Below are 24,503 nucleotides of genomic sequence, written 5' to 3'. Positions count from 1 at the left end.
TCAGTGGCCGGGTGCACGATGGGGTGCATGGCAGGCAGCGCGCTCGATTCGTTCTCCCACGCGACCCGAAGCTGGTTCACGGGGGCGTTCAGCGCGCCCACCGCCGCGCAGGAGGGTGCCTGGCGTGCCATCGGCGAGGGCTCGGACGTGCTGGTCGTGGCGCCGACGGGCTCCGGCAAGACGCTGGCCGCGTTCCTCGCGGCTCTGGACCGCCTCACGTCCACGCCTGCCCCCGCGGAGCCGAAGAAGCGCTGCCGTGTGCTGTACGTGTCACCGCTCAAGGCGCTCGCGGTCGACGTGGAGCGCAATCTGCGCAGTCCGCTCACGGGAATCCGGCACGAGTCGGTGCGCGTCGGTCTGCCCGAGCCCGAGGTGCGGGTCGGCATCCGCTCGGGAGACACCCCGCCCGCCGAGCGCCGGGCGCTGGTGACCAGGCCGCCGGACATTCTGATCACCACCCCGGAATCGCTGTTCCTCATGCTCACCTCGGCAGCGCGGGACGCGCTGGCGGGCGTCGAGACGGTCATCCTCGACGAGGTGCACGCCGTGGCGGGCACGAAGCGCGGAGCGCATCTGGCGCTGTCGCTGGAGCGTCTGGACGACCTGTTGCCGCGTCCCGCACGCAGGATCGGCTTGTCGGCGACGGTGCGCCCGGTGGACGAGGTGGCCCGCTATCTCTCCCCTCAGCGGCGGGTGGAGATCGTCCAGCCGCCCTCGGGCAAGGAGTTCGACCTCTCGGTGGTCGTCCCGGTGGAGGATCTGGGGGAGCTCGGCGGCTCCCCCGCGTCCGACGTGTCCGAAGGCCCTGCCGAGAAGCCGTCGATCTGGCCGCATGTGGAGGAGCGCATCGCCGACCTCGTCCAGGCACACCGGTCGACGATCGTCTTCGCCAACTCCCGTCGGCTGGCGGAGAGACTGTGCAACCGGCTCAACGAGATCGCGTACGAGCGCGCCACGGGCGCCCCACTGCCGGAGGGGAGTCCGCCGGCAGAGATCATGGCGCAGTCCGGGGCCGCGCAGGGGGCTCCTCCGCTGCTCGCCCGCGCGCACCACGGTTCGGTGTCCAAGGAGCAGCGCGCCTTGGTGGAGGAGGATCTGAAGGCGGGCCGGCTTCCGGCCGTCGTCGCCACCTCCAGCCTGGAGCTCGGCATCGACATGGGCGCGGTGGATCTGGTCGTCCAGGTCGAGTCGCCGCCGTCGGTCGCCTCGGGTCTGCAGCGCGTCGGCCGCGCCGGGCATCAGGTGGGTGCGGTCTCCACCGGCGTCGTCTTCCCCAAGTACCGCGGCGACCTGGTACAGGCGGCGGTGGTCACCGAGCGGATGCGCTCGGGCTCGATCGAATCGCTGCGCGTTCCCTCCAATCCGCTGGACGTGCTGGCTCAGCAGCTGGTCGCCATGGTTTCCATGGACACGGTGCAGTACGACGATCTGCTGACGCTGGTCCGGCGTGCCGCGCCGTTCGCCTCACTGCCCGAGTCCGCGTTCACCGCGGTCCTCGACATGCTCGCCGGGCGGTATCCGTCGGACGCCTTCGCGGAGTTGCGCCCCCGGGTGGTGTGGGACCGGGTCGCAGGCACGGTCACCGGCCGTCCCGGTGCGCAGCGCCTCGCCGTCACCTCGGGCGGCACGATCCCGGACCGCGGGCTGTTCGGTGTCTTCCTCGCCGGCGCCGACCCGAAGAAGGGCGGCGGCCGGGTGGGGGAGCTCGACGAGGAGATGGTCTACGAATCCCGGGTCGGCGATGTCTTCACGCTGGGCACGACGTCCTGGCGGATCGAGGACATCACCCGGGACCGGGTGCTGGTCTCACCGGCACCCGGCGTTCCCGGCCGACTGCCGTTCTGGAAGGGCGACCAGCTGGGCCGCCCGCTGGAACTGGGCCGTGCGATGGGCGCGTTCCTGCGCGAGGTCGGTGGTCTGTCGCCCGAGGACGCCCGGCTGCGCCTGCTGGCCGCCGGACTGGACGCCTGGGCGGCCGACAATGTGCTCTCGTATCTCGACGAGCAGCGCCGGTCGTGCGGCCATGTGCCCGACGACCGCACGATCCTGGTCGAGCGGTTCCGGGACGAGTTGGGCGACTGGCGCGTGGTGATCCACTCACCGTTCGGGGCGCAGGTGCACGCGCCCTGGGCCCTGGCACTGGGAGCGCGGCTCTCCGAGCGCTACGGCATGGACGCGCAGGCCATGCACGCGGACGACGGCATCGTGCTGCGCCTGCCCGACGCGGATCTGATGGGCCTGGACCTCCTCGACCAGGACCCGGCGCACCTGGACAGCTCCTACGACAGCGAGCAGGCCCCGGTCGGGGCGGCGGACACGATCTTCGACAAGAGCGAGATCGGTCAGCTCGTGACGGACCAGGTCGGTGGGTCCGCGCTCTTCGCTTCGCGGTTTCGCGAGTGCGCCGCACGCGCCCTGCTGCTGCCCCGGCGCAATCCCGGAAAGCGCACACCCCTGTGGCAGCAGCGGCAGCGCGCGGCGCAACTGCTGCAGGTGGCAAGCGAGTTCGGCTCGTTCCCGATCGTGCTGGAAGCGGTCCGCGAATGTCTCCAGGACGTTTTCGACGTCCCCGGGCTCTCCGAGTTGATGGGCGACATCGAGTCGCGCCGGATCCGGCTGGTCGAGGTCACCACCCCCGAGCCCTCCCCGTTCGCCCGCTCGCTGCTCTTCGGCTACGTGGCCCAGTTCCTCTACGAGGGGGACTCGCCGCTCGCCGAGCGGCGCGCCGCCGCCCTGTCCCTGGACTCCCGGCTGCTCGCCGAGCTGCTGGGCCAGGCGGAACTGCGCGAACTGCTCGACGCGGACGTCCTGAGCGAGCTGGAGCAGGAGCTGCAGTGGCTCACGGACGACCGGCGGATCAAGGATGTCGAAGGCGTGGCGGACCTGCTGCGCGTGCTGGGTCCGCTCACCGACGCGGAGCTGACCGAACGGGGCGGCGACCCGGCATGGCCCGGGGAGCTGGCGGGCGCGCGTCGCGCCATCCGGGTGCGGATCGCGGGGGCCGACCACTGGGCGGCGGTCGAGGACGCCGGCCGGCTGCGCGACGCCCTGGGCACGGCGCTGCCGGTGGGTGTCCCCGAGGCGTTCACGGAGCCCGTCAAGGATCCGCTCGGTGACCTCCTGGCCCGTTTCGCCCGCACCCATGGCCCGTTCACGACAGCGCAGGCGGCGGCCCGCTTCGGGCTGGGTGCGGCGGTCACGGAGGGCGGCATGCAGCGGCTCGCCGCGTCGGGCCGCGTCGTCCAGGGGGAGTTCCATCCGTCCGGCATCGGTCAGGAGTGGTGCGACGCGACCGTGCTGCGCCGCCTGCGTCGCCGTTCGCTGGCCGCGCTGCGTCACGAGCTGGAGCCGGTGCCGCCCGCCGCGCTCGCCACCTTCCTCCCCCAGTGGCAGCACATGGGGAGCAATCGCCTGCGCGGCATCGACGGGCTTGCCCGCGCCGTCGAGCAGCTCCAAGGTGCGGCAGTCCCCGCATCCGCCCTCGAAAAGCTCGTGCTCCCCTCCCGCGTCTCGCACTACAGCGCCACGCTGCTCGACGAACTGACCACGACGGGCGAGGTGTTGTGGGCGGGAGCCGGCGCGCTGCCGGGCAAGGACGGCTGGGTCTCCCTCTATCTGGCCGACGCCGCCCCGCTGCTACTCCCGCCGCCGCATCCCCTGGAGCTGACAGCGCTGCACGAATCGGTGCTCACCACGCTCTCCGGCGGCTACGGCCTCTTCTTCCGCCAGATCGCCGACCAGGTTCGGGCCACCACCCACCCGGACGCCTCCGATCCACAACTGGCCGACGCCGTATGGGACCTGGCCTGGTCCGGGCGCCTCACCAACGACACCCTCGCGCCCCTGCGCGCGCTGCTCGGCTCCGGCCGCACGGCGGGGTCGACGGCGCACCGCGCCAAGCGCACGGTCCCCCGCGGCCGCTACGGCACTCTGACCGCCGCGGCACGCCCCGCGTCGCGCTCCGGTCCGCCGACCGTGAGCGGCCGCTGGTCCCTGCTGCCGCCGGCAGAGCCCGAGCCGACGCACCGGGCACACGCTCTCGCCCGCACCTTGCTGGACCGGCACGGGGTCGTGACACGTGGCGCGGTGTCCGCCGAGGGCGTGGAGGGCGGCTTCTCCGCCACCTACCGCATTCTGTCGGCCTTCGAGGACAGCGGGCAGGCCCGCCGCGGCTATGTCGTCGAGGGGCTGGGCGCCGCGCAGTTCGCGATGGACGGCGCGGTCGACCGGCTGCGTGCGGCGGCCACCGCCCGTGACCGTGCGGACGGTCAGACTGCGCCCCGTGCCGTCGTCCTCGCCGCCGCCGATCCGGCGAACGCATACGGGGCGGCACTGCCCTGGCCCGAGCCACCGGAAGGCGCCGGGCACAAGCCGGGCCGCAAGGCGGGCTCACTCGTCGTGCTGGTCGACGGCGAGCTGACGCTCTACATGGAGCGCGGCGGCAAGACCCTGCTCGCATGGGCGACGGACCCGGACTCCCCCGCGCTGGCTGCAGCGGCCGACGCGCTGGCCACGGCGGCCCGGGACGGCGCGCTCGGCACGGTGACAGTGGAGCGTGCGAACGGCTCTCCTGCCCTGACCTCGCCCCTGGGCCGCGCCCTGGAGACTGCCGGGTTCCACGCCACACCGAGAGGACTGCGCCTGCGACCCTGACCCGCCCGTTCCGCGTGGGCACGCAGGTCCTGCCCCCGGCCGCGCAGGCGGGCGAGACCGCTGCCGCCCTGCCCCGCCCGCGCGGCGGGCCCCACACAACATGCGTCGCGCATCATGGATGACATGCCCGAAGGAGACACCGTCTGGCTGACCGCCCGCCGGCTGCACGACGCACTGGCCGGCCGCGTGCTGACGCGGTCCGATCTGCGTGTGCCCCGATTCGCGACCGCGGATCTCACCGGCCGGACCGTCGTGGACGTGACCCCGCGCGGCAAGCACCTCCTCACCCGCATCGAGGGCGGTCTCACCCTGCACTCGCACCTGCGGATGGACGGCTCCTGGCAGGTGTACGGGCCCGGCCGGCTCTGGCGCGGCGGCCCGGCGCACCAGATCCGCGCCATCCTCGGCAACGAGTCGCACACCGCCGTCGGCTACCGCCTCCCCGTCCTGGAGCTGATCCGCACCGCCGACGAAGACCGGACCGTCGGTCACCTCGGTCCCGATCTGCTCGGCCCCGACTGGGATCCGGACCGGGCAGTGGCCAATCTGCTCGCCGATCCCTCCCGCCCTCTCGGCGAGGCGCTGCTCGACCAGCGGAACCTCGCGGGCATCGGCAATGTCTACAAGTCCGAACTGGCCTTCCTGGCCCGGGTGACACCGTGGCTGCCGGTCGGCGAGCTGCCCGCCGGCATCCCCGCCCGCCTCGTGGCCACGGCCCACCGGCTCCTCGACCTCAACAAGGACCGCCCCGACCGCGTCACGACCGGTGGCCGCAACCCGGGACAGAAGCTGTACGTCTACGGCCGCGAGGGCCGCCCGTGCCCGCGCTGCGGAACCCCGGTGCGCAAGGCCGACCAGGGTGACGGCAGCCGCGAGCGCCCCACGTACTGGTGCCCGCGCTGCCAATCCGGTCCCAGTAATTGACGATCCGTCAGATTCGGCCGTACCGTCCGGACATGGGACTCCCGGCATACGACCTCAGCGGCCGCACAGCCTTCGTCACCGGCGCCGCCGGCGGCATCGGCCGCGCCACGGCCGTCCTGCTCGCCGCAGCAGGCGCCGACGTCCACTGTGCCGACCTCGACGAAAAGGGCCTCGACGAGACCTGCTCCCTCATCCGCGCCGATGGCGGCACCGCTGTCGGTCACGCCCTCGATGTCACCGAGCGGGCTCAGCTCGAGGCCGCGGTGGCGCGCACGGGGCGGCTCGACATCATGGCGGCGATCGCCGGGGTCATGCACACCAGCGCCGTCCTCGACACCCGGGACGAGGACCTCGACCGCGTATTCGACGTCAACTTCAAGGGCGTGCTGTACGCCTGCCAGGAAGCGGCCCGCGCGATGCTCGCCTCGGACGGGGACGCGGGTGAGGACAGGCAGACCGCAGGCCGCGGCTCGATCATCACCATGGCATCCGGAGCCGTCGATGCGGCGAACGCCGGACTGCTCTGCTACAGCGCGTCCAAGGCGGCGGTCGTCCAGCTCACCAGGACCCTGGCGACCGAACTCGGCCCGCACGGCATCCGCGTCAACGCCGTCGCCCCGGGCTGGGTCCGCACGCCGATGACCGACCGGCACGACGCAACGCTCCAGCACCAGGCCGAGGCCGCGCTGATCCGGATGTCCCCGCTGCGCAGGGTCGGCGAAGCGGAGGACATCGCCCAGACGGTGCTTCATCTGGCGTGCGACGCCTCGTCGTTCACGACGGGTCAGATATTCCGTCCGAACGGCGGCGTCGTGATGCCCTGGTGACGCCGCGTGAGGCGGCCACGTGCACCGGCAGCAGACTCAACCCCCAACCCCCTGCGGCCACCGCGCCTTCGACGACGCCCGTGTGCTCGGGCACCAGCACCAACCGCAGTACGGCCCACCACCACAGCCCGCCCACCACGAGCCCGAGCACCGCGACAACAGGCACGAGGACCGCCCCGCGTATCGCCATGGCCGCCTCCTCCGCTGCGTTCACGCTAGTGCGACGTGCCCGACGGCCGGGAGGGCGCACGGTTGACGGACCCGGCGCACAGGCGGCGGTGTCCGCCGGTGCCCTGGCGCGGCCACCCCGGCATCTCCCGTTGAGCGCCGGCCGGCTACGCGGACTCCGCCTGGAACATCCACGCGTGCTTCTCGAGGTCCGCGGTCAGCCCGATCAGGATGTCCTGGCTCACGGGGTCCGGATCGGCCGTGGCCTCGATGCGCTCCCGCATCCGCCCGACGACGGCGCCGAGCGCGTCCACCAGCGTCTGCACCGCATCCACGTCCTTGATCCAGCCGTCCGGCACCGTCCCGATCGCGCTCTGCGCGGCCACGGTCGCGGCCCGCCCGTCCGGCGTCACACCGATCGCCGACGCCCGCTCGGCCACCGTGTCGGAGTGCTGACGCGCGGTGTCGACCACGTCGTCCAACTGGAGGTGGACCGACCTGAACCGCGGCCCGACCACGTTCCAGTGCACCTGCTTGGCCACCAGAGCCAGATCCACCAGGTCCACCAGTGCGCCTCGCAGCGCGTCACCGACCGTCTTGAGGTCCGCTTCGGACAGAGGGCTCTTCACGACAGACATGCGTGTCCTCCACTGGGGTTCGCGACTACGCTCCACAATCGCATAACTACACAAAAGGGCCATTCGGCGGCAAGGAAAAAGCCCCGACCGGTACTCGCGTACCACTCGGGGCCTTGACCAAACCAGGCCTGCAGCGCCTTACGGATCAGGCGGCGACGACGTCGACCGCTTCCGTGGGTGCCTTGATCGTCACACGCTCCGTCGGCACACCTGCCACCGACGTCACGGAGACGGAATTGAGCATCGGGCGTACCGGCGCAGGCACCGGTTCGGTGGCGCGTGCCGACTCGGCCAGTTCGGCCAGGGACAGCTCGTCGCTCACCTCACGCATGAGCTCGGACATCCGTACGTCAAGCGCGTCGCAGATCGCGGAGAGCAGCTCGGAGGAAGCCTCCTTCTGCCCCCGCTCCACCTCGGAGAGATAGCCGAGCGATACTCGGGCGGACGAGGAGACTTCGCGCAGAGTACGGCCCTGGCGCTGGCGCTGCCGACGCAGCACGTCACCCAGCAGGCGACGGAGCAGAATCATCGGTGGCTCCCTCCTCGGACCGCGTAGCCGCATCCTTCACGCCCCACCGTACCGCCTCGCGCCGCGGCCGTGCGGGGAGCGATGTCGTGTTCACTCAGGGCTGCAAACATCAAGTCCCCCCGTTCTGTTCCGTATCCTGTGTCCGCGCATTCGAGTGCAGTTCGTCGGAGAGCAGGTCGAGCACTCTCCGTACACTCTCTCTACGGATTTCCTCCCGGCCGCCGTTCAACCGCAAAGCGGCCACTTTCCCCGCGCCCGAAGGTCCCGAAACGGCAACGTAGACCGTCCCGACCGCCCGGCCGTCCTGCGGATCCGGCCCCGCGACGCCCGTCGTCGCGATCCCCCACACAGCGCCGAGACGCCTTCGTACACCTGCCGCCATCTGCTGCGCGACCTCGGAGTCGACCGCCCCACGTTCCTCCAGCAGGGTCCCGTCGACGCCCAGCAGGTCGCTCTTCAGGGTGGTCGCATAGGCCGTGACGGACCCGCGGAACACCCGCGAGGCTCCCGGAACCTCCGTCAACCGCGCGGCCACGAGACCGCCCGTGAGGGACTCGGCAACGGCCAGGGTCTCGCCACGCTCCGCAAGCAGAGCCAGCACCCGAGCCGCCGTGTTCACCGTTCCGCGCCCTCGGCCGTGGTCCGCGCGGCCGCGGCGGCCCGCTCCTCGGCGAGTCCCTTGCGCCTCAGGACGATCGCCTGTCGCACGTAGTCGAGCCCCGTGACGACCGTGAGCACGACGGCGACCCCCATCACCCAGAAGCGCAGGGTCGCCAGCGCACCGGTCAGTGCCAGCACGTACATACCGACCGCCGCGCCCTGAGCGAGCGTCTTCATCTTGCCGCCGCGACTGGCCGGAATGATGCCGTGCCGGATCACCCAGAAACGCATCAGCGTGATCCCCAGCTCACGGAAGAGGATCACTCCGGTCACCCACCACGGCAGATCGCCGAGTGCCGACAGGCAGATCAGTCCGGCTGCCATGATCGCCTTGTCGGCGATCGGGTCGGCGATCTTCCCGAAGTCGGTGACCAGGTTGTACGTGCGGGCCAGATGCCCGTCGAAGATGTCCGTGATCATCGCGACGGCGAACGCCGCCCACGCCCACGCGCGCCAGGCGGGGTCGTAGCCGCCGTCCTGCAGCATCAGCACCACGAACGCGGGCACCAGCACCAGGCGCACCATGGTCAGGATGTTGGCGATGTTCCACAGACTGGCCTGATTGACGGCCGCAGCGCCCAGTTTGCCGCCGGGCGCCGGCCTGCCGGTGCCGCCCGCCGCGGATGCGGGCACTCCCGTCATCTGCCCGCCTCCTCGCCCAGACATTCGGCCACCAGGTCGACACCCTCGGTGCCCACGACCTTGGCCGTCACCATGCGGCCGGGCACGAGGCCCCCGGCGGACGTGAACAGCACCTGGCCGTCGGTCTCGGGCGCCTGGTGCGCCGCCCTGCCGACGGCTCCCTCCTCGTCGTCGACGCTCTCGACGAGCACCTCGAGGGTCTCGCCCATCCGCTCCTCGGCGCGCTGCGCCGTGAGCTCCTCGGCGAGTCTGGACAGATGCTCCAGGCGCTCGGAGATGACGTCGGCATCGAGCTTGTTCTCGTACGAGACGGCCTCGGTACCCTCTTCGTCGCTGTATCCGAAGACGCCGATCGCGTCGAGGCGGGCGGCACCGAGGAAGCGTTCCAGCTCGGCGAAGTCGGCCTCGCTCTCGCCGGGGAAGCCGACGATGAAGTTCGACCGGACACCGGCCTGCGGGGCCTTGCCCCGAATGGTCTCCAGCAGCTCCCAGAAGCGCTCGGTGTCACCGAAGCGGCGCATGGCGCGCAGCACGTCGGGAGCGGAGTGCTGGAAGGACAGGTCGAAGTACGGCACGACCTTCTCGGTCGACGTCAGGACATCGATCAGCCCGGGCCGCATCTCGGCAGGCTGCAGATAGCTCACCCGGACCCGCTCGATGCCGTCGACCGCCGCCAGCTCCGGCAGCAGAGTCTCCAGCAGCCGGATGTCGCCGAGGTCCTTGCCATACGAGGTGTTGTTCTCGGAGACCAGCATGACCTCCTTGACGCCCTGCTCGGCCAGCCAGCGCGTCTCGCCGAGCACGTCGCTCGGGCGGCGCGAGATGAACGAGCCGCGGAAGGAGGGAATGGCGCAGAACGTGCAGCGCCGGTCGCAGCCGGAGGCAAGCTTCACGGAGGCGACGGGGCTGGTGCCGAGGCGGCGGCGCAGCGGAGCGCGCGGTCCCGACACCGGTGCGACACCTTCCGGCAGGTCCTCGGGCGCAGGGGTGATGTCTCCGTGGCCGGGAAGGGCCACCTCGGTGGCCCCCTGGCGCTCGACAGGGCTCAGCGGCAGCAGCTTGCGCCGGTCACGCGGGGTGTGCGAGGCGTGGACGCCTCCACTGAGGATGGTCTGCAGGCGGTCGGAGATGTCGGCGTAGTCGTCGAAGCCGAGCACTCCGTCGGCCTCGGGAAGCGCCTCTGCAAGATCCTTGCCGTACCGCTCGGCCATGCAGCCGACGGCGACGACGGCCTGGGTGCGGCCATGATCCTTGAGATCGTTGGCCTCCAGCAGGGCGTCGACGGAGTCCTTCTTGGCGGCCTCGACGAATCCGCAGGTGTTGACGACAGCGACATCCGCGTCTGAGGCTTCCTCGACGAGCTCCCAGCCGTCCGCTGCCAAGCGGCCTGCGAGTTCCTCCGAGTCCACCTCGTTACGGGCGCAGCCGAGAGTGACAAGGGCGACGGTACGGCGTTCGGGCATGGGCTCAAGACTACTTTGTCCCGGCCCGCTCCCCTGCCCCGAGGGTTGCCCCCCGTCCGTCGCCCCGTACTCCCGAAGATCGTCAGCCGGCCTCGGGGTCGCCCTTCGTGTAGGACAGGCGCTCGACGCCGCCCATTTCGAAGTCGTCCTCGACCTTCTTGCCGTTCACGAACAGGTCGATCGCGCCGGCGTTTCCGAGGATCAGGTCGACGCGCTCGTCGTCCTGGAAGGTCTTGGACTCGCCCTGGGCAAGGGTGCCGTCGAAGAGCAGCTTTCCGTTGTGCGACCTGGCGGAGATCCAGCTCTTGTCGTTGGTGGCCGACAGCTTCACCGTCACCTTGTCCTTGGGCACGGCGGCGATGGCACTGTCCGAAGGATCGGGCTTGGGGTCGGCGGGCTTGGTGACCGAAGGCTTGGTCGGGGTGGGCTTCGTCTCGGGGGTTCCCTCGGCGACGGAGGTGTCCTTGCCGTCACTGTCGCCGCTGAAGAGCGTGAAGCCGGCGAAGCCGACCACGGCGACGATGGCGGCGACCATGGCCGCGGTCCAGTTGGGCCGGCGCGGTTCGGGGCGGATGCGCTCCGCCTCGAAGAGCGGTGCGGCAGGGGTCGGCGACGGACGTCCGCCGTGCTCGGCGTCGTACTGGGCGACCATGGGGTCAGGATCGAGCCCGACGGCACGGGCGAGGGTACGGATATGGCCGCGGGCGTACACGTCGCCGCCGCAGCGGGTGAAGTCGTCGTCCTCGATCGCGTGCACGATGGGGATGCGCACCCGGGTGGAGGAGCTGACCTCGTCGACGGTCAGACCGGCGCCGACACGCGCCTGCTGCAGGGCGTGACCGATCGACGGCCGGGGGTCTTCGAATGAAGGCCGGTTGTCTTCGGGGGAGTTGCCGATGGACACGGGGGCGCCTTTCGAGCGTGTAACCACCTGCTGGAGGTTCAGTCTATGGGTGGTACGAAAGGGTGGGGCAACCGGGCGGCGGGACTTTGTACGCCATCGGAATGGCCGCGCTTCCCGGGGGCGGAACTTCTTTTCGTGCCTCCCTCCAACTTGACGTATGACCAAGGGAAACGGTTGCTCTCCGAATCCTTACGAGTGAGTCTCTCCCCGGATCACGGCGAGCACTCCATCCAACTCGTCCGGTTTCACGAGAACGTCACGTGCCTTGGATCCTTCGCTGGGCCCGACGATGTTGCGCGACTCCATCAGGTCCATCAGCCGGCCGGCCTTCGCGAAGCCGACCCGCAGCTTGCGCTGAAGCATGGACGTCGAGCCGAACTGGGTGGAAACCACCAGCTCAGCGGCCTGGCACAGCAGATCGAGGTCGTCGCCGATGTCCTCGTCGATCTCCTTCTTCTGCTTCGTGCCGACCACGACGTCGTCGCGGAAGACCGGCGCCATCTGGTCCTTGCAGTGCTGGACGACGGCGGCGACCTCGTCCTCGGTGACGAAGGCGCCCTGCATACGGGTCGGCTTGTTCGCCCCCATCGGCAGGAACAGTCCGTCACCCTTGCCGATCAGCTTCTCGGCACCCGGCTGATCGAGGATGACCCGGCTGTCGGCGAGCGAGGAGGTGGCGAAGGCGAGCCGGGACGGCACGTTCGCCTTGATCAGGCCGGTGACGACATCGACGGAGGGCCGCTGGGTCGCCAGGACCAGGTGGATTCCGGCGGCTCGTGCGAGCTGGGTGATGCGCACGATCGCGTCCTCGACGTCCCTGGGCGCGACCATCATCAGGTCGGCGAGCTCGTCCACGATCACCAGCAGATAGGGATACGGCTGGAGCTCGCGTTCGCTGCCCTCCGGCAGCTTGACCTTGCCGTTGCGCACGGCCTGGTTGAAGTCGTCGATGTGGCGGTAGCCGAACGCCGCGAGGTCGTCGTAGCGCAGGTCCATCTCGCGCACCACCCACTGCAGGGCCTCGGCTGCCCGCTTGGGGTTGGTGATGATCGGGGTGATCAGATGCGGGATGCCCTCGTACGCGGTGAGCTCGACCCGCTTGGGGTCGACGAGGACCATCCGGACGTCCTCGGGTGTCGCTCTTATCATCACCGAGGTGATCAGGCAGTTGATGCACGACGACTTGCCGGAGCCGGTGGCGCCCGCGACCAGGACGTGCGGCATCTTCGCCAGGTTGGCCATCACGTAGCCGCCCTCGACGTCCTTGCCGAGTGCGACGAGCATCGGGTGGTCGTCCTCCGCGGCGTCGGCGAGACGCAGCACATCACCGAGGTTGACCATCTCGCGGTCGGTGTTGGGGATCTCGATGCCGACCGCGGACTTGCCGGGAATCGGCGAGATGATCCGCACATCGGGGCTGGCGACCGCGTACGCGATGTTCTTGGTCAGTGCGGTGATGCGCTCGACCTTCACCGCGGGGCCGAGCTCGACCTCGTAGCGGGTGACCGTCGGGCCGCGGGTGAAACCGGTGACGGCGGCGTCGACCTTGAACTCCATGAACACGTTGGTCAGCGACGCGACCACAGCGTCGTTGGCGGCGCTCCGCGTCTTGCCAGGACCGCCTCGCTCCAGCAGATCGAGCGAGGGCAGCCCGTAGGTGATGTCACCGGACAGCTGCAGCTGCTCGGCGCGTGGCGGCAGGGGCTGGGATTCGTCGGGCGCCGGCTTGGTGAGATCCGGCACGGAACCGTCCGCACCCCGAATCGCCCTCTGCGGTACGGAACCGTCCGCACCCCGCGCCGTCCTCTGCGGTTCGGGCCGGACGTCCTCGGGCTCGCGTGCCGAGGGCACGGGTGAGGCGGCCCGCTGCCGGTCGGCCGTCACATCGCGCGTGAGGTCGGCGACCAGCGGGGAGGGCGGCATGCCGTTCAGGACGGCACCGTCGAGTGCCGCGGCCGCCGCGGCGGCGACGTCCACGGCGTCCATCTCGCGCCCCATCGCGGGCTGCACCGAGGGCCGGCGCGGGCGCTTGCGCCGGGACAGCGCCTCTTCCTCGGCCAAGCCGGGATCGTAGTCGGCAGAGGCGTCGCCGGCGCGGCCGGCGGTGCGCCTGGGCCGGGCCGGTACCGCGGCGCGCCACTGCTCGCCGTACCGCTCGTCGTCCACGGTGGCCCCGCCGTCGGCACCCGTCTCGTCCACCGGGTCGACCAGGCCGAGCTTGGAGCCCAGCAGCCGCAGCCGCTGGGGGATCGCGTTCACGGGCGTGGCGGTGACGACCAGCAGGCCGAACACGGTGAGCAGGACCAGCAGGGGTACGGCCAGCACCTCGCCCATCATGAAGATCAACGGCTTCGATGCGGCCCAGCCGACCAGGCCTCCGGCGTCCTGGATGGCCTCGGTGCCCTCGCCGCGGCCGGGCGAGCCGCAGGCGATGTGGACCAGCCCGAGCACGCCGATGACCAGCGCGGACAGGCCGATCACGATGCGGCCGTTCGCCTCGGGCCGTTCGGGATAGAGGATCAGACGTACGCCGATGGCGCCGAGCAGTATCGGCGCGAGCAGGTCGAGCCGGCCGAAGGCACCGGTCACCAGCATCTCGACGAGGTCGCCTACGGGCCCGCGCAGGTTGGACCAGGTACCGGCGGCGACGATCAGCGCGATGCCCAGCAGCAACAGCGCGAGACCGTCCTTGCGGTGCGCGGGGTCAAGTCCCTTCGCGCCGCGCCCTATGCCGCGGAACATCGCGCCCACCGCGTGTGCCAGGCCGAGCCAGAGGGCGCGTGCGAGCCGGTAGACGCCCCCGGTGGGGGACGGTGCCGGCTTCGGCGCGGCCGCCTTCCTGGCGGCAGCCTTCTTCGCCGGTGCCTTTTTCGCCGGTGCGGACTTCTTCGCGGCGGTCTTCTTGGCGGGAGCCGCCTTCTTCGCGACACCGGTCGTACGGCCGGCCCGCGGCTTTGCGGTGCCCGCCGTGCCGTGGGAACCCTTGCCGGACGTACGTGAGGCCATGGTGGTGAGGTTACCGGTGTCGACGTCAGTGGACACGCGTGCCCACTGCTTCACCCGTTCGTGTCGCGCCGGGAGGGGCGCCGAACTGACGCACCCCTCAAGGCGCTTGCCGCCCTGAGGGGACGCGGGCCTGCGTCAGCTCTGCGAAGGGAGCGTCGGCGCGCCTCCGCCGGTGCCCGGCTCCAGCGCGTCCAGAGCGCGGCGCAATCCGGTGAGTTTGCGCTCGAGATGGGCGGCAGTGGCCACCGCCGCGGCATCGGCCGAATCGTCGTCGAGCTGCTTGGACAGGGCTTCCGCCTGCTCCTCAACTGCCGCGAGCCGCGCGGACAGTTCGGCGAGGAGTCCCGCGGGCTCCCGCCCGCCGGACGTGTCGGGCTGTCCGGTGCCCTCCAGCTGGAGGCGCAGCAGTGCGGCCTGCTCCCGCAGTTGGCAGTTCTTCATGTACAGCTCGACGAACACCGAGACCTTGGCCCGCAGGACCCAGGGGTCGAAGGGCTTCGAGATGTAGTCGACGGCCCCCGCCGCGTAACCGCGGAAGGTGTGGTGGGGGCCGTGGTTGATCGCGGTCAGGAAGATGATCGGAATATCGCGGGTCCGCTCACGGCGCTTGATATGCGCCGCGGTCTCGAAACCGTCCATTCCCGGCATCTGGACATCCAGCAGAATGACCGCGAAGTCGTCCGTCAGCAGCGCCTTGAGCGCTTCCTCCCCTGACGATGCCCGCACCAGTGTCTGATCGAGCGCGGAGAGGATGGCCTCCAGCGCGAGCAGATTCTCCGGCCGGTCATCGACCAGGAGGATCTTGGCCTTCTGCACCATGCCCCGTCCTCCTCGCCCCGGCATGGGGTCTCTCCGGCTCGAAGAGCCGGAGGACGCACCGGGCGCCGCCCCAGGGGACGACTCCCTTGCGCCGCCCGTCCTTGTGCCGGTCATGGTAGCCGCACCCCGCCCGTCGCCACACCCTGTCACCGCGATGTCACTGTGCACGCACCAAAAACGTGGGGGGAGACCGGATAGTTCCCCGAATATCTCGGCCCCACACACCTCTGGACACAATCGATCAGCAACTCGCGCCGATTCGCGCGACGTCCGCTCACCTCGCGTTCATCCACTGCTCCATCACCGACAGCAGGTGATCGGGATCCACCGGCTTGGTGACATAGTCGGAAGCACCCGATTCGATCGCCTTCTCCCGGTCGCCCTTCATCGCCTTCGCGGTCAGCGCGATGATCGGCAGCCCGGCGAACTGCGGCATCCTGCGGATCGCCGTCGTCGTCGCGTAACCGTCCATCTCCGGCATCATGATGTCCATCAGTACGACCGTCACATCGTCGTGCTGCTCAAGGACTTCGATGCCCTCCCGGCCGTTCTCCGCGTACAGGACCGACAGTCCGTGCTGTTCCAGGACGCTCGTCAGCGCGAACACATTGCGGATGTCGTCGTCGACGATCAGCACCTTCTCGCCGTCGAACGCGAACACCCGCCGCTGCTCGGGGACCTCCTGCCCGGCCGCCGACTCCGACCACGGCTCGTACCCCTGGCGCTGCCCCTGCAGCTGACCCGACTGCCGCCCGTCCTGGGAACCCAGGGCCTTGCGCCGCCTCCGGAACAGCGCCGCCGGCCCTGCGGCAGGCCCGGCCTGCCGGCCGGCAGCGGGCTGCACCTGGGCGCTCCCGTCGTCCTCCGCGGCGGCGTGCGCCGCCGCCTGGGCATCGCCCGTCCCGGGCGCGAGCTGCGGATAGCCCTGCGGCGGCAGCTCGCTCGGGTGCAGCGGCAGATAGAGCGTGAACGTCGAACCACGGCCCGGCTCGCTCGCCGCATGGATCTCGCCGCCCAGCAGCCGCGCGATCTCCCGGCTGATCGACAGGCCCAGGCCGGTACCGCCGTACTTCCGGCTGGTCGTGCCGTCCGCCTGCTTGAACGCCTCGAAGATGACCCGCATCTTGCCCGCCGCGATCCCGATGCCCGTGTCGGTCACCGAGAACGCGATCAGGTCCGCGTCCGCGTCCTGCAACGAACCCGCTTCGAGCAACTGCTCCCTGATCGACTGCGGCACATCGGCGCCCGCCGGCCGGATGACCAGCTCGACCGCGCCGCTGTCGGTGAACTTCACCGCGTTCGACAGGAGATTGCGCAGCACCTGCAGCAGCCGCTGCTCGTCGGTGTGCAGGGTCGCGGGCAGCTCCGGCGAGACCCGGACCGAGAAGTCGAGCCCCTTCTCCGCCGTCAGCGGCCGGAACGTCGCCTCGACGTAGTCGACCAGCTGCACCAGCGCGATACGCGTCGGGCTGACATCCATCTTGCCCGCCTCGACCTTCGACAGATCGAGGATGTCGTTGATCAGCTGCAGCAGATCGGAACCCGCGCCATGGATCGTCTCGGCGAACTCCACCTGCTTCGGCGACAGATTGGCGTCCGCGTTGTCCGCCAGCAGCTTGGCCAGAATCAGCAGGGAGTTCAGCGGCGTCCGCAGCTCGTGCGACATGTTCGCCAGGAACTCCGACTTGTAGCGCATGGAGACCGCGAGCTGCTCCGCACGCTCCTCCAGCACCTGCCGGGCCTCCTCGATCTCGGTGTTCTTCACCTCGATGTCGCGGTTCTGCTGCGCCAGCAGCTCGGCCTTGTCCTCCAGTTCGGCGTTGGACTCCTGCAGCGCCTTCTGCCGGTTCTCCAGCTCCGCCGAGCGCTCGCGCAGCTGCTCCGTGAGCTCCTGCGACTGCTTGAGCAGCACCTCGGTCTTGGTGTTGACACTGATCGTGTTGACGCTCGTGGCGATCATCTCGGCGATCTGGTTCAGGAAGTCCCGCTGGATCTGCGTGAACGGCTGGAACGACGCCAGCTCGATCACACCGAGGACCTTCCCCTCGAACAGCACCGGAAGGACGATCACATAAGCGGGTGAGGCCTCACCCAGACCGGAGGAGATCTTCAGATAGCCCGGCGGCACATTGACCTGGATGGTCCGCTTCTCCTCCGCAGCCGTACCGATCAGGGTCTCCCCCGGCCGGAACGACGTCGGCATCAGCCCCGCCGAGTAGCCGTAGCTGCCGCGCATGCACAGCTCGTACGACTCACCGCCCGCCGCCACGTCCGGGCCGCCCGTCGGCATCGCCACGAAGAACGCACCGTGCTGTGCGGAGACGACCGGCGTCAGCTCGCTCATGATGAGCGAGGCCACGTCGTCGAGATCGCGCCGCCCCTGCATCAGACCGGAGATACGCGCCAGATTGCCCTTGAGCCAGTCCTGTTCCTCATTGGCAAGGGTGGTGTCGCGGAGGTTCGCGATCATCGTGTTGATGTTGTCCTGCAGAACCTGGATCTCGCCCGCCGCGTCCACGTCGATCTTCAGGTTCAGATCGCCGCGCGTCACCGCCGTGGCGACGGCCGCGATCGCGCGCACCTGCCGGGTCAGGTTCCCGGCCATCTCGTTCACGGACTCGGTGAGGTCGCGCCAGGTGCCGTCGACGTCACGCACCCGCGCCTGACCGCCCAGCTGCCCGTCGGTGCCCACCTCACGGGCCACTCGCGTGACCTCCTCGGCGAACGACGACAGCTGGTCGACCATCGTGTTGATCGTCGTCTTCAGCTCGAGGATCTCGCCCCGCGCATCGATGTCGATCTTGCGGGTCAGATCACCCTTCGCGATGGCCGTCGTGACCGTGGCGATCTGCCGCACCTGGCCGGTGAGGTTGGAGGCCATCGAGTTCACGGACTCGGTGAGGTCCTTCCACGTACCCGAGACACCCGGCACACGGGCCTGGCCGCCGAGCCGCCCGTCGGTGCCCACCTCACGGGCCACCCGGGTGACCTCGTCGGCGAAGGACGACAGCGTCCGCACCATCGTGTTGACCGTGTCGGCGAGTTCGGCGACCTCGCCGCGTGCCTCGACGGTCACCTTCTTCGACAGATCGCCGTTGGCGACCGCCGAGGAGACCCGGGCGATGTTGCGCACCTGATTGGTCAGGTTGTTGGCCATCAGGTTGACGTTGTCGCTGAGGTCCTTCCAGATGCCGGTGACACCGCGCACCCGCGCCTGACCGCCCAGCACACCTTCCGTACCCACCTCACGGGCGACCCTGGTCACCTCGTCCGCGAAGTCGGAGAGCTGGTCCACCATCGTGTTGACGGTCGTCACCAGTTCCAGGATCTCGCCCTTGGCGTCGACGGTGATCTTCTTCGACAGGTCGCCCTTGGCGACCGCCGTCGTCACCTCGGCGATGTTGCGCACCTGGCTCGTCAGGTTGTTCGCCATGAAGTTGACGGACTGGGTCAGGTCCTTCCAGGTGCCGGAGACGCCCTGCACCTCCGCCTGACCGCCGAGGATGCCCTCGGTGCCCACCTCACGGGCCACCCGGGTCACCTGCTCCGCGAAGTTGGAGAGCTGGTCGACCATCGTGTTGAGCGTGTTCTTCAGCTCGAGGATCTCGCCCCGCGCATCCACATCGATCTTCTGCGACAGATCACCACGGGCCACCGCCGTCGCGACCTGCGCGATGTTGCGGACCTGGCCGGTCAGGTTCTCGGCCATGCCGTTCACCGAATCGGTCAGATCACGCCACACACCCGCGACGCCGGGCACCTGCGCCTGACCGCCGAGCCGCCCGTCCGTGCCCACCTCACGGGCCACCCGGGTCACCTGCTCGGCGAACGCGGAGAGCTGGTCGACCATCGTGTTGATGGTGTTCTTCAGCTCGAGGATCTCGCCCCGCGCGTCCACATCGATCTTCTGCGACAGATCGCCTCGGGCCACCGCCGTCGTCACCTGCGCGATCTGGCGCACCTGCGAGGTGAGATTGCCGGCCATGAAGTTGACGGAGTCCGTCAGCTCCTTCCACGTGCCGCTGACACCGTCGACTCGGGCCTGACCACCCAGGCGGCCTTCCGTGCCCACGTCCCGCGCCATGCGCGTGACCTGATCGGCGAAGGACGACAGCTGCGCCACCATGGTGTTCACGGTGTTCTTCAGCTCGAGCATCTCGCCCGCGACATCCACCGTGACCTTCTGCGACAGATCACCGTTGGCGACAGCCGTCGTCACCTGCGCGATGTCCCGCACCTGTCCGGTGAGGTTGCGGAACGCGGTGTTCACCGAATCGGTGAGGTCCTTCCACGTACCCGCCGCACCCGGCACCTCCGCCTGACCACCGAGACGGCCCTCGACGCCGACCTCGCGGGCCACCCGCGTCACCTCGGAACCGAACGACTGCAGCTGGTCCACCATGGTGTTCACGGTGTTCTTCAGCTCGAGCATCTCGCCCGCGACGTCCACCGTGACCTTCTGCGACAGATCACCGTTGGCCACGGCGGTCGTCACCTGCGCGATGTCCCGCACCTGCGTGGTCAGGTTGCGGAAGACGGTGTTCACCGAATCGGTGAGGTCCTTCCACGTACCCGCCGCACCCGGCACCTGCGCCTGACCACCGAGCAGACCCTCCGCGCCGACCTCACTGGCCACACGCGTGACCTCGTCCGCGAACGTCCGCAGCGTCTCGGTCATCTGGTTGATCGTCTCGGCGAGCTGCGCCACCTCACCGCGTGCGCTCACGGTGACCTTCTGCGACAGATCACCGTTGGCGACCGCCGTCGTCACCTCGGCGATGCCCCGCACCTGCGAGGTGAGGTTGCCGGCCATCGTGTTCACCGAATCGGTGAGGTCCTTCCACACGCCGGCCACGCCCGGAACTGTTGCCTGACCGCCCAGTTCACCTTCCGTGCCCACCTCGCGGGCGACACGCGTGACCTCGGAGGAGAACGACTGGAGCTGGTCCACCATCGTGTTGACGGTGTTCTTGAGCTCCAGCATCTCGCCCGCCACATGGACGGTCACCTTCTGCGAGAGGTCACCCTTGGCCACGGCCGTGGTGACGAGCGCGATGTCCCGCACCTGAGCGGTCAGCCGGTACGCCATGGTGTTGACCGAGTCCGTGAGGTCTTTCCACGAACCGGACATTCCGCGCACCTGCGCCTGACCGCCGAGCTTGCCCTCGGTACCGACCTCGAGCGCCACACGCGTGACCTCGTCGGTGAACGCCGACAACTGGTCGACCAGGCTGTTGACCGTACGCGCGACCTTGAGGAACTCACCCCTCAGCGGACGCACCGTCCCGTCCTGGGCGTCCGTGGAGTGCGACCGCAGCTCCATGCGCTGGTCCAGATCACCCTCGGCGACCGCGGACAGCACCCGCCCGACCTCGGACACGGGCCGCGCGAGATCGTCCACCAACTCGTTCGAGGCGTCGATCGCCGTCGCCCACGATCCTTCGCAGGCCCCGGTCTCCAGCCGCTCGGTGAGCTTTCCCTCACGCCCGACCATTCTGCGGACGCGCGCGATCTCACCGGTGAGATGCAGATTGCGATCGGCGACCTCGTTGAAGACCGCCGCGATCTCGGCCATGACGCCGTCGCCGGACACGGTCAGCCGACGCCGGAAGTTCCCGTCCCGCATCGTCACCAGAGCCGCCAGCAGCCTGTTCAGGGCCGCTGTGTCGACTTCCGTTGTCCCATTGCTCCGGGACCGTCCGCCTTTCGCGCGCGTATCCTTGCCACGCGCCGCCACGCCAGACTCCACCGTGTCCCTCCCGCAGGGGTTGACCGTACTGCCCGGGCTGTCTCAGGAAGCGTGCCCAGTGTTTCACCATGCCGGAACCAGGCCATAACAGTTCGGCAGCTTCGCATAGCGTCCCCACCCCCGGAGGACGGAAACAGCCATGACCGGCATCCGCTCGGACAGCGAAGGTAAGTAACCTGGCATCCGGCTGTCCAGCCGCCCCGGTCCGCCCGGCGGGGGCGGTGTGGTGCACGTACTACCACCGGGCAGGGGAGGGACGGGCCGATCATGGCAGAGCCGGGCGTCGAGACGCGTACGAGGAGTTCTGTGATCACCGCGCGGGCGGCCGCCAGTTTCGACCCTGTCGGGCGGTCCGTCGCGACCGCCAGAGCCTTTGTCCGCGACACCCTCCAGGGCTGGGGGTATTCGGACGTCGTCGACGACGCGGTGGTCCTCACCAGCGAACTGGTCACCAACGCGGTCATCCACGCTGGCACGGCGGCCGACGTCCTGTGCCTGCGCAGCGAGGACGGCGTACGCGTCGAGGTCGCCGACCACTACCCCGAGCGCGAGATCCCGATCCAGGGCGCCCAGCACACGTTCGGGAGCCCCGAGCGGGAGAACGGCAGGGGACTGCTCCTGTGCGCCGCGCTCGCCTCCCGCTGGGGCGTCGAGTACAGCCCCACCCACAAACAGGTCTGGTTCCAGCTCGACCTCCCGCAGCGCAACGTGGGCGCCCGCTCCGCCGGGCCCGCCCTGCCGACGGCCATGCTGCCGGTCGCCGACGAGCGGGTCCGCGTCGCCGTCACCCAGATCGACCGCAGCGGGGCGATCTCCGTATGGAACGAGGACGCCGAGCACCTCTTCGGCTACCCGGCGGAACAGGTCATCGGCAAGCCGCTGACCGACATCGCCGCCTGGCCGCACACCCCCGGCACCGGCACCGGCATCGCCGAAGCACTCCAGCTCTCCCGCTGGGAGGGCAGCTACGGCATCCGCGGGACCGACGGCCGGGTCGTCCCTGTTTACGCCTCCCACCTCCGGGTACGCGACAACAACGGCGAGCCGTCCACGGTCTGCCTCCTTGTGCGCGACGAGGAGCGGGCCGTTCTGCAGACGCCCCAGCGCACCCCGGTCTCCGACGGAGGATCGGACAACCGCACGACCGACCCGTTCGAGGTCTTCATCGGCTCGCCGGCACCCGACGACCTCGACGGCCTGCTCCAGCGCACCGTCGAACGGGCCCGCGACATGCTCGACGGCGATGCGGCCTTCCTGCTGCTCGCCACGGACGACGAGACCGAGCTGGAGGTCCGCGCCACGACCGGACTTCCGTCGGCCCGCCAACGCTTCGCCCGCGTCCCGGTCGAGGCGGGCACCGGCCGCTACGGCTCCGCCCGCATGCCCGCGGTCCACGAGGATCTCACCGTCGTCCCCGGCGCCGTGCCGCTCCTCAACTCCACGGGAATGCGCTCGGTCGTGACCGTCCCGCTCAAGGTGGAGGGCCGGCTCACCGGCTCCCTCGGCGTGGCCGCCGAATCGGCCGGCCTCTACTCGAACGAGGAGGCACTGCGCCTGCAGTTCGCCGCCGACCGCATCGCCCTCGCCGTGGAGTCTGCCCGGCTCGGCGAACTGGAACGGCTGCGCCGAGGCTCCCTGTCCTTCCTCGTCGAGGCCTCGGACCTGCTCGCCGGCACCCTCGACCGTGACCAGACGCTGGCCCTGATGGCCCAGATGACGGTCCCCACGCTCGCCACCTGGTGTGCGGTGTACACGATCGCCGACCAGTCCTCGGAGCCGTACCTCAGCTATGTCCTCCATGAGGACGAGGAACGCATTGACGGCGTCAAGGCACTGCTGTCCAGGATCGATCCCCCGGACCCGGTGCCGACGCCGGGCGCCCGCGTGTGGAACGCTCCCGTCGAAGCCGCGCAGCAGGCGGCCCTGGTGGCGTCCAAGCGCGAGCTGGGCCTCGGCTCCACTCCTCCGGTCTCGTCCGGCATCGGCAGCACGCTGGCGACGGCAGCCGCCGTCGGCGGCGAGACGGTGGTCCTCCCGCTCTTCGCCCGCAACCGCGTGATCGGCATGCTCACCCTGGGGAAGCCGTCCGACGACCACTTCCGCCAGGAGATCCTGGAACTGGCCGAGGACCTTTCGCGCCGTGCCGCTCTCGCCCTCGACAACGCCCGCCTCTATTCGGAACGCGTGGCCATCAGCCAGTCCCTCCAGCGCAGTCTGCTGCCGCCGGAGTTGCCGCAGATCCCGGGCGTCGAGGTCGAGGTCATCTACCGCGCCGCCGGTGAGGGCAACGAGGTCGGCGGCGACTTCTACGACCTCTTCCCGATCCGCGACGGCGCCTACGGGTTCGCCATCGGCGACGTCTGCGGCACGGGCCCGGAAGCCGCGGCCGTCACGGGTCTGGCCCGCCACGCACTGCGTCTGCTGGCCCGTGAGGGCTTCGGCGGTCCCGCCGTGCTGGAGCGGCTGAACGCGGCAATCCTCGACGAAGGCGCGCGCAGCCGCTTCCTCACCCTTCTCTACGGAGAGTTGTGGCCGCAGGAGGACGGCAGTGCGGTCCTCAAGTTCGTCTGTGCCGGCCACCCGCTGCCCCTGCGCCTGCGTCAGGACGGCTCGGTGGAACCGGCGGCGGAGCCTCAGCCCCTGCTCGGCGTCATGGACGACCTGGAGCTCTACGAGCAGGTCGTCACCCTGGATCCGGGTGACGTGCTGCTGTGCGTGACGGACGGCGTGACAGAGCGCCGTGAGGGCACGCGGATGCTGGGCGACGACGGCCTCAGTGACGTGCTGACCACCTGCACGGGGCTGACGGCTGGAGCGGTCGCGGCGCGTGTCCTCAGGGCAGTTGAGCGTTTCGCGGCCGAGCCGGCCTCCGACGACATGGCCATTCTCGCGATGCGCGTCCACGAGCCCCACAAGGACTGAGTGGAATCGACGGACCGACCGGCCCGGAAAACGAAGAAGGCCCCTCGCCGAAAGGCGAGGGGCCTTCTCTTTCGTTGAGCCCCCAAACGGAATCGAACCGTTGACCTTCTCCTTACCATGGAGACGCTCTACCGACTGAGCTATAGGGGCCTGTTGCTCTGTGGGGTGTGTCCCCGGAGCAACGAGAAGAAGCATAGCCCATGGTGAGGGGTGCTTCCAAACGTACGATCCCATCCCCGACGCGCATTGGTGGGGAACGCAAAAATGCCTCAACCCCCGGAACGGATCCGGGGGTTGAGGCAAATGATTGTTCGGCGGCGTCCTACTCTCCCACAGGGTCCCCCCTGCAGTACCATCGGCGCTGAAAGGCTTAGCTTCCGGGTTCGGAATGTAACCGGGCGTTTCCCTAACGCAATGACCACCGAAACTCTATGAAGATGTCGAACTACCAGCCGGCAACGGCGAGTTCGTTACTTCAGAACTAACACAGTGGACGCGAGCAACTGAGGACAAGCCCTCGGCCTATTAGTACCGGTCAACTCCACCCCTTACAGGGCTTCCATATCCGGCCTATCAACCCAGTCGTCTACTGGGAGCCT

The 24,503-nt window shown here is 69.7% G+C and carries 14 protein-coding genes, 1 tRNA gene and 2 rRNA genes; 4 read left to right on the top strand and 13 right to left on the bottom strand.

Annotated elements, in window-relative coordinates; translation table 11 throughout:
* The first annotated feature begins 27 nt into the window (after window positions 1–27).
* The 3 genes from AC067Z_RS07405 (at window position 28) to AC067Z_RS07395 (ending at window position 6,404) form a co-directional block, all read left to right on the top strand.
* On the top strand, window positions 28–4,653 hold the full coding sequence (locus AC067Z_RS07405) for an ATP-dependent helicase (protein WP_478788504.1): 4,626 nt from the start codon (window positions 28–30) through the stop codon (window positions 4,651–4,653).
* A 123-nt stretch (window positions 4,654–4,776) separates the two neighbouring features.
* Window positions 4,777–5,577 carry an Fpg/Nei family DNA glycosylase gene (locus AC067Z_RS07400; RefSeq protein ID WP_478788503.1) on the top strand — a complete coding sequence of 267 codons (801 nt, stop codon included), beginning with the start codon at window positions 4,777–4,779 and terminating at the stop codon, window positions 5,575–5,577.
* A gap of 32 nt (window positions 5,578–5,609) precedes the next feature.
* Window positions 5,610–6,404: an SDR family NAD(P)-dependent oxidoreductase gene (locus AC067Z_RS07395; protein ID WP_478788502.1), complete on the top strand. Its 795-nt coding sequence runs from the start codon at window positions 5,610–5,612 to the stop codon at window positions 6,402–6,404.
* On the opposite strand, the gene AC067Z_RS07390 is transcribed toward AC067Z_RS07395, so the two are convergent.
* The 10 genes from AC067Z_RS07390 to AC067Z_RS07345 all read right to left on the bottom strand — a co-directional run bounded on the left by AC067Z_RS07390 (window position 6,352) and on the right by AC067Z_RS07345 (window position 20,982).
* Entirely contained in the window at window positions 6,352–6,594 is a 243-nt protein-coding gene (locus AC067Z_RS07390) for a hypothetical protein (protein ID WP_478788501.1), read from the bottom strand. The genes AC067Z_RS07395 and AC067Z_RS07390 overlap by 53 nt on opposite strands.
* Before the next feature lie 145 nt (window positions 6,595–6,739).
* The gene (locus tag AC067Z_RS07385; RefSeq protein ID WP_478788500.1) at window positions 6,740–7,210 is read right to left on the bottom strand and encodes a Dps family protein; all 471 of its coding nucleotides are present in this window, start codon (window positions 7,208–7,210) and stop codon (window positions 6,740–6,742) included.
* 145 nt (window positions 7,211–7,355) lie between these two features.
* Window positions 7,356–7,739: a helix-turn-helix domain-containing protein gene (locus AC067Z_RS07380; protein ID WP_478788499.1), complete on the bottom strand. Its 384-nt coding sequence runs from the start codon at window positions 7,737–7,739 to the stop codon at window positions 7,356–7,358.
* Between the two features lie 109 nt (window positions 7,740–7,848).
* A complete protein-coding gene (locus tag AC067Z_RS07375) occupies window positions 7,849–8,358 on the bottom strand; it encodes a CinA family protein (protein ID WP_478788498.1) in 510 nt (169 codons plus the stop codon).
* Window positions 8,355–9,041, bottom strand: coding sequence for a CDP-diacylglycerol--glycerol-3-phosphate 3-phosphatidyltransferase (gene pgsA, locus AC067Z_RS07370; protein ID WP_478788497.1), 687 nt, complete (start codon window positions 9,039–9,041; stop codon window positions 8,355–8,357). Before pgsA ends, AC067Z_RS07375 begins: the two co-directional genes overlap by 4 nt.
* Complete coding sequence (gene rimO / locus AC067Z_RS07365; protein WP_478788496.1) at window positions 9,038–10,504, bottom strand: 30S ribosomal protein S12 methylthiotransferase RimO; 1,467 nt, start codon at window positions 10,502–10,504, stop codon at window positions 9,038–9,040. Before rimO ends, pgsA begins: the two co-directional genes overlap by 4 nt.
* 82 nt (window positions 10,505–10,586) lie before the next feature.
* Window positions 10,587–11,408, bottom strand: a complete 822-nt coding sequence (locus AC067Z_RS07360) for a helix-turn-helix domain-containing protein (RefSeq protein WP_478788495.1) — start codon at window positions 11,406–11,408, stop codon at window positions 10,587–10,589.
* Window positions 11,409–11,597: 189 nt separating this feature from the next.
* Window positions 11,598–14,414, bottom strand: a complete 2,817-nt coding sequence (locus AC067Z_RS07355; RefSeq protein ID WP_478788814.1) for a DNA translocase FtsK — start codon at window positions 14,412–14,414, stop codon at window positions 11,598–11,600.
* 135 nt (window positions 14,415–14,549) lie between these two features.
* Entirely contained in the window at window positions 14,550–15,233 is a 684-nt protein-coding gene (locus tag AC067Z_RS07350) for a response regulator (protein ID WP_478788494.1), read from the bottom strand.
* 274 nt (window positions 15,234–15,507) lie between these two features.
* Window positions 15,508–20,982, bottom strand: coding sequence for a HAMP domain-containing protein (locus tag AC067Z_RS07345; RefSeq protein WP_478788493.1), 5,475 nt, complete (start codon window positions 20,980–20,982; stop codon window positions 15,508–15,510).
* Between the two features lie 267 nt (window positions 20,983–21,249).
* Here AC067Z_RS07345 and AC067Z_RS07340 point away from each other — a divergent pair, with 267 nt between their 5' ends.
* A complete protein-coding gene (locus AC067Z_RS07340; RefSeq protein WP_478788492.1) occupies window positions 21,250–23,904 on the top strand; it encodes a SpoIIE family protein phosphatase in 2,655 nt (884 codons plus the stop codon).
* A gap of 77 nt (window positions 23,905–23,981) precedes the next feature.
* Here the strand turns inward: AC067Z_RS07340 and AC067Z_RS07335 are convergent.
* From AC067Z_RS07335 to AC067Z_RS07325, 3 genes are all read right to left on the bottom strand, one after another.
* A tRNA-Thr gene (locus AC067Z_RS07335) sits at window positions 23,982–24,054 on the bottom strand.
* Window positions 24,055–24,213: 159 nt separating this feature from the next.
* Window positions 24,214–24,330, bottom strand: a 5S ribosomal RNA gene (gene rrf / locus AC067Z_RS07330).
* A gap of 79 nt (window positions 24,331–24,409) precedes the next feature.
* A 23S ribosomal RNA gene (locus AC067Z_RS07325) occupies window positions 24,410–24,503 on the bottom strand; the annotation flags it as partial.

The organism is Streptomyces sp. NPDC043812 (assembly GCF_056436245.1).
Note: the sequence above shows the minus strand (reverse complement) of the source record. Positions and strands in the feature narration are given on the sequence as shown.

Bases quoted from the DNA above. Each gene is read 5' to 3' on its own strand.
- AC067Z_RS07390 (WP_478788501.1), bottom strand. From the start codon at position 6,594: ATGGCGATACGCGGGGCGGTCCTCGTGCCTGTTGTCGCGGTGCTCGGG.
- AC067Z_RS07340 (WP_478788492.1), top strand. From the start codon at position 21,250: ATGGCAGAGCCGGGCGTCGAGACGCGTACGAGGAGTTCTGTGATCACC.
- AC067Z_RS07350 (WP_478788494.1), bottom strand. From the start codon at position 15,233: ATGGTGCAGAAGGCCAAGATCCTCCTGGTCGATGACCGGCCGGAGAAT.
- AC067Z_RS07355 (WP_478788814.1), bottom strand. From the start codon at position 14,414: ATGGCCTCACGTACGTCCGGCAAGGGTTCCCACGGCACGGCGGGCACC.
- AC067Z_RS07405 (WP_478788504.1), top strand. From the start codon at position 28: ATGGCAGGCAGCGCGCTCGATTCGTTCTCCCACGCGACCCGAAGCTGG.
- rimO (WP_478788496.1), bottom strand. From the start codon at position 10,504: ATGCCCGAACGCCGTACCGTCGCCCTTGTCACTCTCGGCTGCGCCCGT.
- pgsA (WP_478788497.1), bottom strand. From the start codon at position 9,041: ATGACGGGAGTGCCCGCATCCGCGGCGGGCGGCACCGGCAGGCCGGCG.
- AC067Z_RS07380 (WP_478788499.1), bottom strand. From the start codon at position 7,739: ATGATTCTGCTCCGTCGCCTGCTGGGTGACGTGCTGCGTCGGCAGCGC.
- AC067Z_RS07400 (WP_478788503.1), top strand. From the start codon at position 4,777: ATGCCCGAAGGAGACACCGTCTGGCTGACCGCCCGCCGGCTGCACGAC.
- AC067Z_RS07395 (WP_478788502.1), top strand. From the start codon at position 5,610: ATGGGACTCCCGGCATACGACCTCAGCGGCCGCACAGCCTTCGTCACC.
- AC067Z_RS07385 (WP_478788500.1), bottom strand. From the start codon at position 7,210: ATGTCTGTCGTGAAGAGCCCTCTGTCCGAAGCGGACCTCAAGACGGTC.